This window comes from Rhizobium sp. C1, assembly GCF_021026335.1.
GTDB lineage: Bacteria > Pseudomonadota > Alphaproteobacteria > Rhizobiales > Rhizobiaceae > Ensifer_A.
In genome coordinates, this window is record NZ_JAJNCY010000001.1 from 291,248 (window position 1) to 308,917 (window position 17,670).

The window sequence follows — 17,670 nt, forward strand, 5'->3', positions numbered from 1 at the left end:
CGGAGCGATCGGTCTCAAGAGAGGAATTCCGATCCCGCCACCGGCGGGATGGATATTTTGGAAAACAAGATCAGGAAAAAGATCATGACGATGATCCGATGCATTTCGCCGGTTGACGGTTCGGTCTATGCCGAACGTCCGGCGATGAGTTACGACGATGCGGCTGCAGCGGTTGCGCGTGCCCGCAAGGCGCAGAAGTCCTGGGCGAAGCGTCCGCTGGAAGAGCGCGTGCAGCTGGTTTTGAAAGGTGTTGCGCGGCTCAACGAGATGGCCGATGTCGTGGTTGAGGAGCTGGCCTGGCAGATGGGCCGTCCGGTGCGCTATGGCGGCGAGTTCAAGGGCTTCAACGAGCGCTCCAATTATGTCGCGACGATTGCCGCCGATGCGCTGGCGCCACTGAAGGTCGAAAGCTCGGACAAGTTCGAACGCTATATCGAGCGCGAGCCGCATGGCGTCGTCTTCGTCATCGCGCCGTGGAACTATCCCTACATGACCGCGCTCAACACGATTGCGCCGGCGCTGATGGCGGGCAACACCGTCGTGCTCAAGCATGCATCGCAGACGCTGCTGGTCGGCGAGCGCTTCGTGCAGGCCTTCAACCAGGCGGGCGTGCCTGAAGACGTGTTCATGAACGTCTTCCTCGACCATGACACGACGACGAAGCTGATTGCGGCCGGCTCGTTCAACTTCATCAACTTCACCGGCTCCGTCGAAGGCGGGCGCAATATCGAGCGCGCCGCTGCCGGCACGTTCACCGGCACGGGTCTTGAGCTCGGCGGCAAGGATCCGGGCTATGTCATGGAAGACGCCGATCTCGATGCGGCCGTCGACACGCTGATGGATGGCGCGACCTACAATTCCGGCCAGTGCTGCTGCGGCATCGAGCGCATCTATGTGAACGAAAATCTCTATGACGAATTCGTCGAGAAGTCGGTCGCCTGGGTGTCCAACTACAAGCTCGGCAACCCGCTCGACAAGGAAACGACGCTCGGCCCGATGGCGCACAAGCGCTTTGCCGCGACCGTGCGCGAACAGATCGCTCAGGCCGTTTCGAAGGGGGCGAAGGCATTGGTCGATCCCAAGCTCTTCCCGGCGGACGATGGTGGCGCCTATATCGCCCCGCAGATCCTCGTCGATGTCGATCATTCGATGGAAATCATGCGCGAGGAGACCTTCGGTCCGGCTGTCGGCATCATGAAGGTCAAGAACGACGCCGAAGCGCTCGAACTGATGAACGATTGCAAATACGGTCTCACCGTGTCGCTGTGGACCAAGGATGCGGAGCGCGCCGCCCGTCTCGGTCGCGATCTGGAGACCGGCACGGTGTTCATGAACCGCGCCGACTATGTCGATCCGGGCCTCTGCTGGACCGGCTGCAAGGACACGGGCCGCGGCGGCTCGCTCTCCATCATCGGCTTCCACAACCTGACCCGTCCGAAATCCTATCACCTCAAGAAGGCACTCTAAGATGTCGATTACTGCAAACTGGAGCTACCCGACCCTCGTCAAGATGGGGGCAGGGCGCATCAAGGAACTCGCCGATCACTGCAAGTCGCTTGGCATGAAGAAGCCGCTTCTGGTCACTGACCGTGGTCTCTCGACCATGCCGATCACGAAGCAGGCGCTCGACATTCTGGAAGCCGGCGGCCTTGGCCGAGCGATCTTCGCCGATGTTGATCCGAACCCGAACGAGAAGAACCTCGAAGCCGGCGTGAAGGCTTTCAAGGATGGCGGTCATGACGGCGTCGTCGCGTTTGGCGGTGGCTCGGGCCTCGACCTCGGCAAGTGCGTGGCTTTCATGGCCGGCCAGACCCGCCCGGTCTGGGATTTCGAGGATATCGGCGACTGGTGGACCCGCGCTTCCGTTGAGGGCATTGCGCCGATCGTGGCCGTGCCGACGACGGCCGGCACCGGCTCGGAAGTCGGCCGCGCTTCGGTCATCACCAATTCGGTGACGGAAACGAAGAAGATCATCTTCCATCCGAAGTTCCTGCCCGGCGTGACGATCTGCGATCCGGAACTGACCGTCGGCATGCCGAAGCACATCACCGCCGGCACGGGCATGGATGCGTTTGCGCATTGCCTGGAAGCCTATTCCTCGCCCTTCTACCATCCGATGAGCCAGGGCATTGCGCTCGAAGGCATGCGGCTGGTGAAGGAATACCTGCCGCGCGCCTATGCCGACGGAACGGATATCGAAGCTCGCACCCACATGATGTCGGCGGCCGCCATGGGCGCGGTGGCCTTCCAGAAGGGCCTCGGCGCGATCCATTCGCTTTCGCACCCGGTCGGCGCGATCTACCATACGCATCACGGCACCACGAATGCCGTCGTCATGCCGCCGGTCCTGCGCTTCAACCGGCCCGCGATTGAGGACCGGATTGCCGCGGCTGCGGCCTATCTCGGCATCGCCGGTGGCTTCAACGGCTTCTACGATTTCGTTCTGGGCCTGCGCGAGACGCTTGGCATTCCCGACAAGCTCGCAGCGCTCGGCGTGAAGACGGATCGCATCGACGAAATGTCGGTCATGGCTGTTGCCGACCCGTCGACGGGCGGCAATCCGGTCGAACTGACGGTCGAGGCTGCGAAGACGCTCTTCCTCGAATCGATCTGATCGCTGCTCATTCCAGCGCCTCATGACGCCCGTGCTCACGCGCGGGCGTTTTTCGTTGTGGATGGCTGAACTTGCGTGCCGCATCCGCGATGTCGCTCAAGCTTTGCGTAAGCCAGTCCGCACAAACTTTCCCCACTGAGTTCAGATTCGCATGTTTTGTTGGCGTTCCGTTGGCGGATCGTTAATTGCTGCAATCAGCTTTAAGCCTCCGTTAACCATGATTTACGCATTGTGTACCTGTCGCGAAGCAGCGAACGACATGCATGGTCCTTCAAGCCGGATGGGGTTCCGGCGGGCCGATTAGGGGGTTTGGAATGCCAGTCATTTCACTTGCAAATACAAAAGGCGGCGCAGGGAAGACGACGGCGGCTCTGCTGCTGGCGTCCGAATATGTCCGCCAGGGCTACCGCGTCGCCGTCCTCGACGCCGATCCTCAGAAGTGGATCACCAACTGGTACGAGACCGGTGGCCGGGATCCGAGCCTCACCGTGATCTCGGAAGTGACGGTTGCGTCGCTTCAGACGCATATCCGTGAAATGCGCGACCAGATCGATTTCTTCATCATTGATCTTCCCGGCCAGCGCGATCCATTGCTGGCAACGGCTCTCGGCCTTTCCGACCACGTTCTCATCCCGGTTCAGGGCTGTGCGATGGACGCCAAGGGCGCGGCGCAGGTCATCGAGCTTCTGACGCATATGAAGACCCAGGCGAAGATTTCCATCCCGCATTCTGTCGTGCTCACCCGTGTCAGTTCCATTGCAACGACCAGAGCGCTTTCGGCGATCAAGGATCTGCTCGTCTCGCGCGGCGTCAACGTTCTCGAAACGCCGATCTTCGAACGGTCGGCCTTCCGCGACATTTTCGACCTCGGCACGATGCTGCACAACGCAGACCCCGCCCGCATCACCAATCTCGACAAGGCGCGTGAGAATGCCCGCGTGCTGGCTCTGGAGCTGAAGCGCCTGTTACCGGCCAAGCGCCGCGAACAGCCGATGGGTCTTGCCGCACGGCTTCGTGCGCGGGCGGCCTGAACCGCGTATCTCGACGCGGCCGGTGATCCTCCTGCCGCGTCTCTTGTACGCCTCAGCCTGAAGCCGGGTCACTTCCCTTGGCGACCTTCGTCAGCCAGGACTTGATCGTGGCGCGCGCCTCCGGCGGAACATCCGCCAGCATGACATCTTCCAAAGCATAGACCCGTTTCTTGGCTTCGATCAGCAATTGACCGCCATGGTCGGTGAGAGCCAGATGCTGAATACGCCCATGAACTTCATGGGCGCGTCTCTCGACTATTCCCGACTTCAGGAGATTGGCGACGATCACGCTCATCGTCTGCGGTGTCAGCAATGCCAGTCGCGCCAGATCGGCGTTGGAATGGCCGGGATAGGCATCGAGCATGGTCATGACCGAGAATTGCGGATGGGTGATCTGGAGATCGCCAAGCGCCTGGTCGACGCGTGTGCGATGCGCATTGGCGGCCTGTCGCAGCAGATATCCGAAATGTCCGTCTTCTCCGCGCTTGCCTTCTCCCGGTTCCGGGAGAGGTGGTGGCGTTGCTGTCTTGCTCAATGTAAGAACTCTGATATTTTGTTCGAGTTCTTATATTATCGCGTTCACGAAGGGATTGGAAGATGCATTCAGAGGCGATGCCGCATGCGGGTGGATTGTCCTATGATGAGTTTGAGCGCATCGCGCCAGGTGCGCGAAACGCCCTGCTGGCGATGGGAAAGGCGGTGGACGAGTCCGGCCTGGAGAAGAGCCTGACGGAACTGGTCAAGCTTCGGGTCTCGCAGGTCAATGGTTGCGCGTTTTGTATCCAGCTCCACCTGAACGTCGCCCGGCGGCTGGATGTTGCGGCTCCAAAGCTGGATCTGATTGCGGCGTGGCGCGATGCCGGGGTCTATACGCCACGAGAGCTTGCGGCGCTCGGCTGGGCTGACGCGGTCACGAAGCTTGGGGAAGGCGAGGCGAGGGGACCGCTGCGTGCGGCGCTTGATCCGCATTTCTCGGAAGATGAAATCGTGCACCTGACGGTCGCGATTGCCAATATCAACGCATGGAACCGCATTGCGGCAACCTTGCATTTTCCGCCGCCCATCCCGCGCAGTGCTTGAGTCTGCGCGGTCGGATGCTTGCTTCGTCAGTCGACGAATTGAACAATCGTGCCGGGCTTGACCATCTTCGCAAGCTCCTGGGCATCCCAGTTGGTCAGGCGTACGCAGCCGTGGCTCTGGGTTTTGCCGATCATCGATGGATCGGGCGTACCGTGAATGCCGTAGGTCGGCTTGTCGAGCGCGATCCAGACATTGCCGACCGGGCCATTCGGGCCCGGCGGAATGGTCAGGACCTTGTCATTGTTACCCTGCTTGAAGTTGATCTTCGGATTATAGGTGTAGTTCGGATTGAACGCGATGCGTGCCACGGCATGCGTGCCCGATGGCGAGGGCGTGTCGGCGGAACCGATCGAGGCCGGGAAGGCGGCGATGAGATTGCCCTTGGCATCGAAGGCCTGCACTTGCTTGATCGCCTTGTTGGCAATGATGCGTGTCACCTGACCGGTGATCGGCGGGCCGGGATTGGCGACCTTGACGATGGTGCCCGGAATGTTGAAGTCGACGCCCGGGTTCAGTTCCTTCAGGTAGTTCTCGTCCATGTGGAAACGCTCGGCCAGCATTTCCGTGACCGATGTATAGCCCATTGAAGGCATGGCTGCCTTCTGCGCGTAGTCGGTCGGGATCGATGCCACATAGGGGCCTGCCGCGTCGGAGGAGGTGATCGTGTAGTCCATGAAGGGCAGGCCGCCGCCGGCGGCCAGACGATTCATGATTTCCTCGGAATTACGCGGATCAAGCTTGTCGCCCGTGGCCATCTCATAGGTATGCAGGGCCTTGTCGAGATTGGAGCCCTTCTTGCCGTCAATGGCGCCCGGCGACATACCCGACCGGTCAAGATAAACCTGCAGTGCCGCAATCTCGGCGCGCGACTTGCCCGTCAGGTTGAGTTTCGGCGCCGGGCTTTCCAGCGCTTCCGGCAGATCGTTCGTCGGCGTGTCATTGGGGCCGATCGATGCCGTCTGGGTGTCGTCCGGAATATTGTTGAAGTTTCCGGCCGGCTGGCGCGGTGCAGGGCTGGGATTGCCGTTTGCCGTGTCTGCCGGGTTGTCGGGCAGGGGCTGGCGCATGACGTCGGCGTCGTCGCCGAAGCGCCCGCGCGGAATCGTGCCCGTGGCGTAATTGTCGTCGCCGGGGCCGCCATTGTAGCGTCGGTTTTCATCGTAATTCGGATCCCACGGAGCCGCATCCATGCCGAAGCCGCGGTCCCGGGAGGCGTAGTTGCCACCGTCCACACGTGATGCCGGCATCTCGGTTGCGATCACTGTTCCGTCGCGATCGACCAGCACACGACGTCCATAGGCGTCGCGCCGGAATGTCACCGAGCCGCGCTCGGGAATGTAATCGAGAATATCGCCGTCGGGCGTCACCAGAACGGTTTCACCCCTCCCATAGGCCTGTTGGGCATGCGCCGGGATGGCGCCGAAGCTCGCGAGCGAGAGTGCTGAAATTGCGAAGGCGAGGGGGATGAAGCGCACAGAAAACACCGTGAATCGTGACATTATTGGGGCGGACTACCAGAAGATTTCGGCCTTTATATGGTATTTTCAACATGTTAAGGGAAGGTTTACCATGAATTTTAATCTGGCCCGTTTGCTTGGCCTGCTCTTTGGCTTATCAAGGATGTCTCATCCTTGTCTCACGCCTATGTAAACGGAGAACCGCCTCAAACGGTTCCGGGGAACGCTCTGGAGAGTATCGCCATGTTGGAACTCTACGCCGCGCGGGGGCCGCGCCTCTTTCTGGACGAAAGCTCCGTCTTTGACATTGGCAGCCTGATCGTGGGCGGGGCCGATCTTTCGCCCGGACGCGCCATTCCCGACGATGGCGACCCGCGCATCGATCATTCGCTGGAGGGCTTCCTCTTTACCTGCGGTCCCGACCATATCCGCCATCCCGACACCGTCGACGATGGCAAGGAGGGAGAGGGGCGGAAATATCCGCTGCACGGCTCCTTCTCCTCCAGCCCGGCGCAGGTGACCGAGTTCGTCAACGGCGCGCTGTCCTCGGTCGCGCGCGCCGTCGTGATGGTCAAGCTTGCCGATGGCGGTCTGGCCCGCCTCGAGCGGCACTGGCACATCGATGGCGTGACGGGCGCGGTATCCCTCAACGACCGGGTGACCAATGCCGGATCGAAGCCGTTTGCGCCGATGCTGATGTATCACATGAATATCGGGGCGAAGAATTTCGACGCCAAGACACAGCTCTCCGGCGCCATGGTCGGCAAGGTGCCGCTTTCCTGGCAGTTCGGTGAGGGCGACAATTATGTCTTCTGCGTACCGGCGGGGGGCGAAGAAGGGCATGCATCGGTGCGGCTCGGGCCGATCGCCGGGGCGGGCGGTCTGACGCTGAGGGTCGATTTCGACACGGCGACGCTGCCCTATCTGCAGATGTGGCGCAATGAGAGCCGGCCGGCCTATGTGGTGGGTATAGAGCCCGCTTCGCACGACTGGAAGCCACGCGCCGAACTTGCGGCCGCGGGCGCGCTGACGCCGATCCAGCCCGGCGAGTTCCGCGATTACGCCTTGCGTTTCGTCTTCGCGTAACGGTTCGGCGTCAGGTGCGGTTGACGCCGGACGGAAGGAAGGCTAGGCCCTCTCGCATTCCTTTTTTGCATTCAGGAGAGATCCCCATGACCATCAAGCGTATCGAGCCCGGCAAGCGCATGAGCGCCGCCGTCGTTCACGGCAACACTGTCTATCTGGCAGGTCAGGTTGGCGAGGGTTCAACCGTCACCGAACAGTCGAAGTCGGCGCTGGCGGAAGTCGATCGTCTGCTGGCTGCTGCCGGCTCCGACAAGTCGAAGATCCTGCAGACGATCATCTACCTCTCCGACATGTCGACCTTCGGCGAAATGAACGCCGTCTGGGAAGCCTGGATCGATCCGGCCAATCCGCCGGCTCGTGCGACCAGCGAAGCTGCTCTGGCAACGCCGGACTACAAGGTCGAGTTCATCGTCACGGCTGCGATCTGAGCGGGCCTGCGCTCCGGTTCGCCGGAGCGGTCATGATTTTGCCAGCCGCAGAAGATCTATTGCGGCTCGGCGTGTCACAATTCGATCGCCCTCAGGTGGCTTTACCAATCGGTAGGCAAGGAGAGTTCGCAATGGATATCAGGCAGATCAACGACGAATATTCGGTCACGGGTCAGATTTCTGTCGAGGACCTCGATGACATCAAGGCGCAGGGCTTCCAGTCCATCGTGTGCCATCGCCCCGATCACGAGCAGCCGGACCAGCCGGAATTCGCCGATATCGCGGCGCGCGCTGACGAGCTGGGCCTGATGATCGCCCATATTCCGGTCGGCCCTGCCGGGGTCACCGCCGATGCAGTACGCATGATGGTTGATGCGCTCGATGAGTTTCCGCGTCCCATGCTCGGCTATTGCAGGTCCGGCGCGCGTTCCACCGCTGTCTATCAACAGACGCAGCATCTGCGCGGCTGACGCTTTTCTTTCGAAATCCGCATCTTCGGCTTGGTTGATGAAGTTTTAATCAAGCCGTTGCATGATGTCCCGTGGGGTTCGCCGTGCCTCGCCGGTCGGCTGTGCCCTTCGTTGCCGGTTTCTCCGGCTTAGGGGCTTCGGGTGATTTCGGCTATTACTTCCGTGTTGAATTCCGTTTCTGTACAGCGCGCGCAGGGCGTCGATACGTCCGCCGTCTCGCCGCGCGAACGCGAAGAGAAACAGAAAAAGGCCGTCATTCCCTCGGTCGAGGTCACCGCTGCGCAGATGCTGGGTGTTTCGGCGCGCGTGGGCGATTTCCTGGTCAACAAGGCGTCTCAATCCAGTGACGGCGGTTCAGGCATTTCCGGGCCAACCGGTGCAGATGGTATGCTGCCCGCCGGTATGCCTGTCGGCGGCCCGCCTCCCGGTCCGCCTGCCGGCAGTATGCAGGGCGAAGGTCATAATGGCGGAGGCGCTTCCGGAAGTGCGGCCTCGATCCTTTCGTTGCTTTCTGGCGAAGACAGTTCGTCCGAGGCTGAAAATGACGGCGACGCGGACGATTCCGGCTTCTCCCCATCATCCAGACCAAATCAGGGTGCAAATACACAATTCGCCCGCCAGCAAAGCGGCGACGGGGTCTTCGGCGTCCAATTCGACGAAATCGGCGCCTATCAGTTTGCCGCCTCCGGCTTTTGAACGCCGCCACGCAGTTTTAATTCAGTAATAACTTAAGCAATAGTTCGGACGCCGACTTTCCCGCATATTCGTGGAAATATATTCTTGATTTCGGTCAGAAAATACACCACATCTCGTTAAGTGTTCCGCGAGTGCCTCACTTATGTCGACGTCCATTGAAAACGAACGGTTCGTGAAGGCGGCGCTGGCTGCGTCCGAGGACTGCATCAAGATTGTCGGTCTTGACGGTGCGTTGCTGTTCATGAGCGAGGGCGGCCAGCGGGTGATGGATGTCGATGATTTCCAGGCCATCAAGGGTTGCTCCTGGCCTTCCTTCTGGCCCGAAGAGTCTCAGCATGACATAGCAGTCGGTCTCGAAGAGGCGCGGGCGGGTCGCAGCCATCGCTTCACTGGCTATGCCAATACTGCCAAGGGCCGGACGCGCTACTGGGATGTGAAGATCTCGCCGATCTTCGCAGAGGATGGCACGGTCGAGAATATTCTCTCGGTGTCGCGTGACATCACGAAGACCAAGGAATTCGAGGAGCAGCAGCTTCTGTTGCGGCAGGAGCTTTCGCATCGCATCAAGAATATCCTGACGCTCGTGCAGGCGGCGGCGAACCAGACGCTGAAACCGGGCGATGATATCATGACGGCCAAGTCGGCTTTGATTGCCCGGCTTCAGAGCCTCGGCCGTGCGCATGAAATCCTTCTGAAGACCGATCATCATCTGGCGACCTTGCAGGCCATCGTCGAGGCCGCCTTCGACGGTCACGCTGGCAGCCGTTTCTCGATCGAGGGGCCGCAGGTTGCGCTTTCGCCGAAATGCGGTCTCGCTCTCGCGCTCACCTTCCATGAACTCGTCACCAATGCGGTCAAATACGGCGCGCTGTCGAACGAAAGTGGTCATGTGGCCGTTGCATGGACGACCCGGTGTGACGGCGGGCGGGAATTGCTGGAATTGAGCTGGATTGAAAAGGACGGTCCTATCGTGGCCGTGCCCAAACATTCGGGCTTCGGCACCAAGATGATCAACCGCGCGCTTTCAGGCTATATCGATGGCGATGCTGATTTGCAGTTTGAAGAGGGTGGCCTGCGTTTCCGCATGATCGCGTCGCTCGTAGCACTCAGCCGGCTGCCGGCGAAAGCCTGAGCTCTCGTTTTCCTGCCTTGCTCTTTTCGACGTCCTGAACAAATCTGACGCAAAAGGCCGCTATCGTTTCCTTTGGCGAAGAGATTCGGTTCAAGAGGAAGAGGGGCATGAGCGCGACATTTGCGGAATTGAGCGAGCGGATCGGCGCGGTGGGCGAGCTGTATGCCCGCGCGCATAACATCACGCGCACACCGGAATGGTATCTCCTGAAGCTGACGGAAGAGCTCGGCGAGTTGACCGCCGAGCATCTGATGCTCAATGGTCAGGCGCGGCCGAACAAGGATGGCTCCGGCGGTACGCGCGAGGCGCTGGAGAACGAAGCGGCCGATCTGTTCGGCCAGTTCGTGCTCTATCTGCGCGCCAATGAAATCGACATCGAGGCAGCGATCGAGCGCAAGTGGCTGCGTCATCTCGATGCCTACCGGGAGAGTGAGGGCGGCGATCCGTCTGTCCCTGCTTCCTGAAATCACTGTCCCCTGATTTCGCTCAGCGTCCGGGTCGGCGTGATCGCTTCCGGATTCTGGATGATCTCGATGATCGATGGCTTGCCGCTGGCGCGAGCGCGTTCGAAGGCGGCGGCGAAGTCTTGCGTCTTCGTCACCTTCTCGCCATGGCCGCCATAGGCGCGGGCCAGCTCCGCGAAATCAGGATTCGTCAGGCCCGTGCCGCTGACACGGCCGGGATATTCGCGCTCCTGATGCATGCGGATCGTGCCGTACATGGAGTTGTTCACCAGCACGGTGATGATTGGCAGATTGTAGCGCACGGCGGTGGCGAATTCCTGTCCGTGCATCATGAAGCAGCCGTCGCCGGCAAAGCAGATGACTTCGCGGCTCGGATGCAGCGCCTTCGCGGCCACCGCAGCGGGCAGGCCGTAGCCCATCGTGCCGGAGGCGGGGGCGGATTGCGTACCGAACTTGCGGAAGCGGTGGAAGCGGTGAACCCAGGTGGCGTAGTTGCCGGCGCCATTGGTGAAGATCGTGTCGGCGGCGGTGTTTTCTTCGAGATAGGACATGATCGCGCCCATATGGACGCCCTCTGGGCCGGAGGTCGGCGGGGTCGACCAAGTGAGATAGGCGGCATGCATCTCCTCGGTGCGCGAGGACCATGCGGGGGCGGCCACGGGTTCGATATCGCGGATAGCTGCGACGAAGTCCGCCGGCGCGGCGCAGATGGCCAGGTCCGGACGATAGACGCGGCCGAGTTCCGCCGGGTCTGGATGGATATGGATCAGCGACTGCGCCGGATAGGGGATATCCATCACCGTATAGCCGGAGGAGGGGGATTCCGAGAAGCGGCCGCCGAGCAGGACGATCAGATCGGCTTCTTTTACGGCCTTGGAGAGTGCCGGGTTGATGCCGAGGCCGATATCGCCGGCATAGCAAGGATGCATGTGGTCGAACAGCATCTGGCGGCGGAAGGAGCAGCCGACCGGGACGGCCCAATGTTCGGCGAAACCGGCAAAGGCTTCGACGGAGGCCTCATCCCAGCGCGTGCCGCCGAGGATGAAGAAGGGACGTTCCGCCTTGGCGAGCCGGTTGCTGAAGTCTTCGATCTGGGCAGCGCCGGGGAAGGCCGGGACCGGCGTTGCGGGGCGGGCGGCAACCGCCTCGACCGTGTCCGTCAGCATGTCTTCCGGCAATGCCAGAACGACCGGGCCGGGGCGGCCGGAGGTGGCGACGGCGAAGGCGCGGGTGACGAATTCCGGGATGCGGCGGGCGTCGTCGATCTCGGCGACCCATTTGGCGACTTCCGTGAAGGCGCGGCGATATTCGATTTCCTGGAAGGCCTCGCGCTCGCGGGCGTCACGCTGGACCTGTCCGATGAAGAGGATCATGGGAATAGAGTCCTGCCGCGCGACATGGAGGCCAGCCGAGGCATTGGTCGCGCCCGGTCCACGCGTGACAAAGCAGATGCCTGGCTTGCCGGTCAGGCGGCCCCAGGTGTCGGCCATCATCGCGGCGCCGCCTTCCTGGCGGCAGATGATCTGCTCGATCTTGCTATCGGCCAGTGCATCGAGCACGGCGAGGAAGCTTTCGCCCGGCACGAGGCTCACGCGCTCGACGCCATTCGCCTCCAGCGCTTCGACAATCAACTGGCCGCCCGTCTTCATTCCCGGTCTCCGCTTCAATTCGTTTCGAGAGATCAATAGCAATCCTCGCGCTTTGCGTGAAGCGTCGAGCGGCGGATATCAGGAAATTTGATGGCTCATCGCGTTGGGCAGATGCTGTCGGCCCAAGTGACAAAGTCAGCGGTTGCCTTGTCAGCGACGATATCGTTCAGGGTTTCATGCCGCGCTTCCGGATAGACCAGCTTTGAAATTTGGACAAAGCCAAGGTTGTTCATGTGGGTCTCCATCCAGTGCATCCCCTTCGCCCCACGCGTTGCCGGGTCCTTGCCTCCTCCGACGAGCATGATCGGCTTGTCCTTCGGGATGCGGGAGAGGTTTGCCTTGTTCGCACCGCGGACGACGCCCTCGGCCACATCAAACCAGAGCGAGACCGTGCAGGGGAAGCCGCAGAGCGGGTCGGCGATATAGGCGTCCACCTCCGCCGGGATGTTCGAGAGCCAGTCGAGGAGGGTGCGGTGGTCGGGGATTGCCTTGCCCCAGGCGTCGAATGTCATGCGCGGCAGGATGCTGCTCGGTACGTCCGAACCCTTGAGCCATTTCTCAACGCCGAGCAGAAGGCGCATCAGCGGAACGGAAGACGCTGTGCCGAAGTCGAAATTCCAGACGGCGAAACCGGCGAAGCTGTCAGGATGCTTGAGCGCCGTGTTCAGGCAGATCATCGCGCCCATGGAATGGCCAAAGAGCAGGATGGGCAGGCCGGGATGGTTGGCAGCGGCCATGTCGCGGATTGCCATCGTGTCGGTAATCACCGTGTCCAGCCCGTCGCGGCGCGCGAACTGGCCTTGCACGGCATCGGGGGCGGTCGTCTCGCCATGGCCGCGATGGTCCCAGGCGTAGGCGTGATAGCCCTGTGCGGCGAGATGGGCGGCGAAGCGGGCATAGCGTTTCGAGTGCTCCGACATGCCATGGGCGATCAGGACGATGCCACGGGGTGAGGTTACAGCCTCGGTGAAATGGTAGGCCAGCGTCGCGCCGGTCGGGCTTTTGAGGAATTGTGTCGTCTCGAACATGGCGGGCGTCCTCCCTGACGCAGCAATGCGCGGATCGGGGCCGTCCGCAGCCTCCTCATTGTCGTCATCCCGGACTTGATCCGGGATCCAGCCAGCCCGCGTCTACGGGCTGAGAGGACTCTTCAACTAAGCGAGTCTTTTCGCGCGATGGACATCGCGCGGCTGGATGCCGGATCAAGTCCGGCATGACGGAGAGGTTAAGCGCTAACAAATACGGTGGGTCTTGGAAACCCCGCCCGCGCGCATTGCCCCTGAGCGCGAATTCGCCTACATAGGCGCCAATTCGAAATTTCCGGCATTTTTTGCAAGCGAGCACGACCATGGCGCGACAGTTCATCTATCACATGTCCGGCCTCAACAAGGCCTTTGGCAACAAGAAGATCCTCGAAAACGTTCATCTCTCCTTCTATCCTGACGCCAAGATCGGCATTCTCGGCCCCAACGGCGCCGGTAAGTCGACCATCCTGAAGATCATGGCCGGCCTCGACAAGGAATGGACGGGTGAGGCCTGGCTCGCCGAAGGCGCAACGCTCGGCTACCTGCCGCAGGAGCCGCAGCTCGATCCGACGAAGACCGTGTTCGAGAACGTGATGGAAGGCGTTGCCGACAAGACGGCGATCCTCAATCGCTACAACGAACTGATGATGAACTATTCCGACGAGACGGCGGATGAAGGCGCGAAGCTTCAGGACATCATCGACAGCCAGAACCTCTGGGATCTGGAACAGCAGGTCGAGATGGCCATGAGCGCGCTGGCCTGCCCTCCGGGCGATTCCCCGATCGACGGCCTCTCGGGCGGTGAGCGCCGCCGTGTGGCGCTCTGCCAGCTGCTACTGCGCAAGCCGGACCTGCTCCTCCTCGACGAACCAACCAACCACCTGGACGCCGAGACGATTGCCTGGCTCGAACAGCATCTGCGCGAATATCCGGGCGCCATCCTGATGGTCACCCACGACCGCTACTTCCTCGACAACGTGACGGGCTGGATCCTCGAGCTCGACCGTGGTCGCGGCATCCCCTACGAAGGCAACTACTCGGCCTATCTGGAAGCCAAGGCCAAGCGCATGGCGCAGGAAGAGCGCGAAGAAGGCAGCCGCCGCAAGGCGCTTTCGCGCGAACAGGCCTGGATTGCGTCCAGCCCCAAGGCCCGTCAGGCCAAGTCCAAGGCCCGTATCCGCGCCTATGACGAACTGGTGGCCGCGGCCGAAAACCGCCGTCCCGGCGAAGCGCAGATCATCATCCCGATCGCCGAGCGCCTGGGTCAGGTGGTCATCGAGGCCGACAATATCTCGAAGTCCTATGACGGCCGCGTTCTCTTCGAAAACCTCTCCTTCAAGCTGCCCCCGGGCGGCATTGTCGGCGTCATCGGTCCGAACGGTGCGGGTAAGTCGACACTGTTCCGCCTGATCACCGGCCAGGAAAAGCCGGACACGGGTTCGATCCGCATCGGTGACACCGTGCAGCTCAGCTATGTCGACCAGAGCCGCGACTCGCTCGACGGTTCCAAGAACGTCTGGGAAGAAATTTCCGGCGGCACCGACATCGTCAAGCTGGGCAAGTTCGAGATGAACTCGCGCGCCTATTGCGGCGCGTTCAACTTCAAGGGCACGGATCAGCAGAACAAGGTCGGCAACCTCTCGGGCGGCCAGCGCAACCGCGTGCACCTTGCCAAGATGCTGAAGTCCGGCGGCAACGTGCTGCTGCTCGACGAACCGACCAACGACCTCGACACCGAAACGCTCGGCGCGCTTGAGGATGCACTGGAAGATTTCGCCGGCTGCGCCGTCATCATCTCGCACGACCGCATGTTCCTCGACCGTCTCGCCACCCACATCCTCGCCTTCGAGGGCGACAGCCATGTGGAATGGTTCGAAGGCAACTTCGAAGACTACGAAGAAGACAAGATCCGCCGTCTGGGCGCCGAAGCGGCCAACCCGAAGCGTGCGACGTATAAGCGCCTTACGCGGTAATGGTCGACAGGCCCGCCTGTCTTCCGTTTAAGAATATTAAAGCCGGGCGTCTCGTTTCGCCCGGTTTTTTGCATGCCTTGTGAAGGTTTTGTGAAATTTACCTCATGCTAACTTTTGCAATCGCCCCTTTACCCGTTTTTTAATCAAATTGCGCATGCTTCCCCTGAATTTCACTGGGGAATTTGGCCTTGTCGATCCGAAACATTCTTGTTGCAGCCTTGTTTGTGGTCAGCTTCGTGCTGGCGGTGATGGTCGGGAACTCGACCTATAGAGCGTATCGCCAGTTCCAGAGCTCGGATCGGGTGGAAATACTGGCGCGCTATGACAAGGCGCTGTTCACGGCGCTTTTGAATTTCCGCAGCGAGCGCGGCGACAGTGCGACCGCGCTGACGCTGGCGCCGGAGAAGGCGGCGGCTTCGATCGCGAGCTTCAAGGGCATGCGCGCCAAGGTGCAGGCGGCGATGACCGAGGCTGCGACGCTGGCTGCGAGCTTCGACGATGCCGGGCTCACCAAGGCGGTCAGCGATTTGAATGCCGTGTATGGCGGTTTCGATGCGCTTCGCAAAAAGGTGGACGCCAATGTCGATCTTCCGCTCGACAAGCGCGAGGTCGGGTTCGACAAGACGGTTCTGTCGCAGGGCAACGATCTGATCGCCAGCCTTGAAAAGACGTCTACGATCGTCGAAGGCGCCATCCGCAGCCTTGATGAAACGAAGCTTGCGCTCATCCAGACACGTTCCTATGCCTGGTCCGCCCGCTCGCTTGGCGGTTCTGCTGCCGTCATTCTCAATGGCGTGATCGTACAGAACCGCAAGCCGGATGCGACCGAGGCGACGAACCTGACGTCTCTGGACGCGGGTGCGGCTTTCGCATGGCGCGCTGTCGAGACGCTGGTCAATCATCCTGCCACGCCGGCCGCGCTCAAGGAACGTTACCTCAAGGCCAACGAGGGCTATTTCAAGGGCGACTTCGCCACCTGGCGTTCGGGCATCATTGCGAAGCTGAACGCGGGTGAGGGCTCCCCGGTGACGATCGACGAATGGCGTCCCAAGATCACGGCGGCTCTTGGTCAGATCGCCGATGTCGCGTCGCTGGCCATGGACAGCCTCAACGAAAGTGCTGCAGCCAGCCGTTCGAGCGCCCAGCTTGAGCTGATAGGTTTCTCGGTTCTCTTCGTCGTGGTTGTCGCGATCGGTGCCGGTGGCATGGCGACCGTCGTCCTCCGCGTTGTTCGACCGGTTGGCCGCCTGACCAGCTGCATGAACAGCCTTGCCGAGGGCAATCGCGATGTCGTGGTGCCGGGTGCCGCCCGTCATGACGAAATCGGCGAGATGGCGCGTGCAGTCGAGGTTTTTCGGCAGGCCGCCATTCGCAATGCGGAGCTTGAGGCAGAGGCGGAAGCCAGCCGCCGCCGCTCGGAGGCTGAGCGGGTCGAGCTGCAGCGCCGTGCGGAGGAAGATGCCAACGATCGCCTGAACAGGGCAACAAGCTCTCTCGCCTCGGGCCTGAAGCGCCTGGCATCTGGCGACATGCTCTGCGAAATCCATGACGAGTTCGCGCCGCAGTTCGAGGCGCTTCGTCACGACTTCAACACGTCCGTTTCGCAGCTGCGGGACGTGCTGCTGTCGGTCGGCCATTCTGCTTCGGCCGTGAGCGGCGGATCGCACGAAATCTCCGGTGCTTCGGATAATCTCGCCAAGCGCACCGAGCAGCAGGCTGCCTCGCTCGAGGAAACTGCCGCCGCGCTTGAAGAGATCACGGCCAACGTGAAGATGACCTCGCGGCGGACCGTCGAGGCGCGCGATCTGGTGCGGGATGCGCGCGGCAAGGCGGACCAGTCCGGCGTGGTTGTCGACAACGCGGTCAAGGCCATGCAGCGCATAGAGCATTCCTCCGGCCAGATCAGCCAGATTATCGGTGTGATCGACGAGATCGCCTTCCAGACCAACCTTCTGGCGCTGAACGCCGGCGTCGAAGCGGCGCGCGCGGGCGAGGCAGGCAAGGGCTTTGCGGTGGTGGCACAGGAAGTGCGTGAACTGGCGCAGCGCTCTGCCAATGCGGCCAAGGAGATCAAGGCGCTGATCGGCAATTCTGCCACGGCGGTCAATGAGGGTGTTAAGTTGGTCAGCGAGACCGGTTCGGGTCTTGCGGCGATTGCAGACGTGGTGCAGTCGATTAGCGGTCATATGGATGCGATTGCCACTGCCGCGCACGAGCAGTCCTCGGGTCTTGCCGAAGTGAACACGGCCGTCAACCACATGGACCAGGCGACGCAGCAGAACGCCGCCATGGTTGAGGAGATGAATGCTGCCTCTGCCGGGCTTGCGCAGGAGGCAGGAAATCTCGCGACGCTGCTCAGCCAGTTCCGCACCGGAGAGCCCTCGCGTTCGCAAGCGCGGAGCCGGGCGGCCTGATCATGCCCGACGGGGCTTGAGCTCTGAGGCTAAATCCCGCAAATAAGGCCAGTGGCATCCGTGCCGCTGGCTTTTGATTTTTATCAGCCGCGATTTTTCCTTGCGTGAGCATCGGCATCTATATAAAGATATCTTTATATCTTGATGGAGA

General features: G+C 61.4%; 16 protein-coding genes. 12 read left to right on the forward strand and 4 right to left on the reverse strand.

The window, feature by feature from the left end; all coding sequences use genetic code 11:
• The first annotated feature begins 84 nt into the window (after positions 1–84).
• The 3 genes from LQK83_RS01485 to LQK83_RS01495 all read left to right on the forward strand — a co-directional run bounded on the left by LQK83_RS01485 (position 85) and on the right by LQK83_RS01495 (position 3,645).
• Positions 85–1,467: an aldehyde dehydrogenase family protein gene (locus LQK83_RS01485; RefSeq protein WP_230835523.1), complete on the forward strand. Its 1,383-nt coding sequence runs from the start codon at positions 85–87 to the stop codon at positions 1,465–1,467.
• Between the two features lies 1 nt (position 1,468).
• On the forward strand, positions 1,469–2,614 hold the full coding sequence (locus LQK83_RS01490; RefSeq protein WP_230835524.1) for an iron-containing alcohol dehydrogenase: 1,146 nt from the start codon (positions 1,469–1,471) through the stop codon (positions 2,612–2,614).
• Between the two features lie 314 nt (positions 2,615–2,928).
• The gene (locus LQK83_RS01495; RefSeq protein ID WP_230835525.1) at positions 2,929–3,645 is read left to right on the forward strand and encodes an AAA family ATPase; all 717 of its coding nucleotides are present in this window, start codon (positions 2,929–2,931) and stop codon (positions 3,643–3,645) included.
• 52 nt (positions 3,646–3,697) lie between these two features.
• Here LQK83_RS01495 and LQK83_RS01500 read toward each other — a convergent pair whose 3' ends face one another.
• Positions 3,698–4,180, reverse strand: a complete 483-nt coding sequence (locus tag LQK83_RS01500; protein ID WP_230835526.1) for a MarR family winged helix-turn-helix transcriptional regulator — start codon at positions 4,178–4,180, stop codon at positions 3,698–3,700.
• Between the two features lie 62 nt (positions 4,181–4,242).
• Between LQK83_RS01500 and LQK83_RS01505 the strand changes: the two genes are divergently transcribed.
• A complete protein-coding gene (locus LQK83_RS01505) occupies positions 4,243–4,725 on the forward strand; it encodes a carboxymuconolactone decarboxylase family protein (RefSeq protein WP_230835527.1) in 483 nt (160 codons plus the stop codon).
• A 26-nt stretch (positions 4,726–4,751) separates the two neighbouring features.
• Here LQK83_RS01505 and LQK83_RS01510 read toward each other — a convergent pair whose 3' ends face one another.
• Positions 4,752–6,224, reverse strand: coding sequence for a L,D-transpeptidase (locus LQK83_RS01510; RefSeq protein ID WP_269065139.1), 1,473 nt, complete (start codon positions 6,222–6,224; stop codon positions 4,752–4,754).
• 201 nt (positions 6,225–6,425) lie between these two features.
• Here LQK83_RS01510 and LQK83_RS01515 point away from each other — a divergent pair, with 201 nt between their 5' ends.
• The 6 genes from LQK83_RS01515 to LQK83_RS01540 all read left to right on the forward strand — a co-directional run bounded on the left by LQK83_RS01515 (position 6,426) and on the right by LQK83_RS01540 (position 10,458).
• Positions 6,426–7,268, forward strand: a complete 843-nt coding sequence (locus tag LQK83_RS01515) for a DUF4432 family protein (RefSeq protein WP_230835529.1) — start codon at positions 6,426–6,428, stop codon at positions 7,266–7,268.
• An 86-nt stretch (positions 7,269–7,354) separates the two neighbouring features.
• Positions 7,355–7,696 carry a RidA family protein gene (locus tag LQK83_RS01520; protein WP_230835530.1) on the forward strand — a complete coding sequence of 114 codons (342 nt, stop codon included), beginning with the start codon at positions 7,355–7,357 and terminating at the stop codon, positions 7,694–7,696.
• Positions 7,697–7,827: 131 nt separating this feature from the next.
• On the forward strand, positions 7,828–8,166 hold the full coding sequence (locus LQK83_RS01525) for a TIGR01244 family sulfur transferase (RefSeq protein WP_230835531.1): 339 nt from the start codon (positions 7,828–7,830) through the stop codon (positions 8,164–8,166).
• A 162-nt stretch (positions 8,167–8,328) separates the two neighbouring features.
• Positions 8,329–8,862, forward strand: a complete 534-nt coding sequence (locus LQK83_RS01530; RefSeq protein ID WP_230835532.1) for a hypothetical protein — start codon at positions 8,329–8,331, stop codon at positions 8,860–8,862.
• Positions 8,863–9,004: 142 nt separating this feature from the next.
• Positions 9,005–9,994: a sensor histidine kinase gene (locus tag LQK83_RS01535; RefSeq protein ID WP_230835533.1), complete on the forward strand. Its 990-nt coding sequence runs from the start codon at positions 9,005–9,007 to the stop codon at positions 9,992–9,994.
• Between the two features lie 107 nt (positions 9,995–10,101).
• Entirely contained in the window at positions 10,102–10,458 is a 357-nt protein-coding gene (locus LQK83_RS01540; RefSeq protein WP_230835534.1) for a hypothetical protein, read from the forward strand.
• A 2-nt stretch (positions 10,459–10,460) separates the two neighbouring features.
• Here the strand turns inward: LQK83_RS01540 and LQK83_RS01545 are convergent, their stop codons facing one another.
• Complete coding sequence (locus tag LQK83_RS01545; protein ID WP_230835535.1) at positions 10,461–12,107, reverse strand: thiamine pyrophosphate-binding protein; 1,647 nt, start codon at positions 12,105–12,107, stop codon at positions 10,461–10,463.
• 95 nt (positions 12,108–12,202) lie between these two features.
• On the reverse strand, positions 12,203–13,135 hold the full coding sequence (locus tag LQK83_RS01550) for an alpha/beta fold hydrolase (protein ID WP_230835536.1): 933 nt from the start codon (positions 13,133–13,135) through the stop codon (positions 12,203–12,205).
• A gap of 320 nt (positions 13,136–13,455) precedes the next feature.
• Between LQK83_RS01550 and ettA the strand changes: the two genes are divergently transcribed.
• On the forward strand, positions 13,456–15,105 hold the full coding sequence (gene ettA, locus LQK83_RS01555) for an energy-dependent translational throttle protein EttA (RefSeq protein ID WP_230835537.1): 1,650 nt from the start codon (positions 13,456–13,458) through the stop codon (positions 15,103–15,105).
• Between the two features lie 182 nt (positions 15,106–15,287).
• A complete protein-coding gene (locus tag LQK83_RS01560; protein WP_230835538.1) occupies positions 15,288–17,519 on the forward strand; it encodes a methyl-accepting chemotaxis protein in 2,232 nt (743 codons plus the stop codon).
• Positions 17,520–17,670 lie beyond the last annotated feature (151 nt).

What these genes read in the sequence shown, in the direction of transcription:
- ettA (WP_230835537.1), top strand. Translation starts at nt 13,456, where the DNA reads ATGGCGCGACAGTTCATCTATCACATGTCCGGCCTCAACAAGGCCTTT.
- LQK83_RS01515 (WP_230835529.1), top strand. Translation starts at nt 6,426, where the DNA reads ATGTTGGAACTCTACGCCGCGCGGGGGCCGCGCCTCTTTCTGGACGAA.
- LQK83_RS01520 (WP_230835530.1), top strand. Translation starts at nt 7,355, where the DNA reads ATGACCATCAAGCGTATCGAGCCCGGCAAGCGCATGAGCGCCGCCGTC.
- LQK83_RS01505 (WP_230835527.1), top strand. Translation starts at nt 4,243, where the DNA reads ATGCATTCAGAGGCGATGCCGCATGCGGGTGGATTGTCCTATGATGAG.
- LQK83_RS01550 (WP_230835536.1), bottom strand. Translation starts at nt 13,135, where the DNA reads ATGTTCGAGACGACACAATTCCTCAAAAGCCCGACCGGCGCGACGCTG.
- LQK83_RS01485 (WP_230835523.1), top strand. Translation starts at nt 85, where the DNA reads ATGACGATGATCCGATGCATTTCGCCGGTTGACGGTTCGGTCTATGCC.
- LQK83_RS01535 (WP_230835533.1), top strand. Translation starts at nt 9,005, where the DNA reads ATGTCGACGTCCATTGAAAACGAACGGTTCGTGAAGGCGGCGCTGGCT.
- LQK83_RS01510 (WP_269065139.1), bottom strand. Translation starts at nt 6,224, where the DNA reads ATGTCACGATTCACGGTGTTTTCTGTGCGCTTCATCCCCCTCGCCTTC.
- LQK83_RS01525 (WP_230835531.1), top strand. Translation starts at nt 7,828, where the DNA reads ATGGATATCAGGCAGATCAACGACGAATATTCGGTCACGGGTCAGATT.
- LQK83_RS01490 (WP_230835524.1), top strand. Translation starts at nt 1,469, where the DNA reads ATGTCGATTACTGCAAACTGGAGCTACCCGACCCTCGTCAAGATGGGG.
- LQK83_RS01540 (WP_230835534.1), top strand. Translation starts at nt 10,102, where the DNA reads ATGAGCGCGACATTTGCGGAATTGAGCGAGCGGATCGGCGCGGTGGGC.
- LQK83_RS01545 (WP_230835535.1), bottom strand. Translation starts at nt 12,107, where the DNA reads ATGAAGACGGGCGGCCAGTTGATTGTCGAAGCGCTGGAGGCGAATGGC.
- LQK83_RS01495 (WP_230835525.1), top strand. Translation starts at nt 2,929, where the DNA reads ATGCCAGTCATTTCACTTGCAAATACAAAAGGCGGCGCAGGGAAGACG.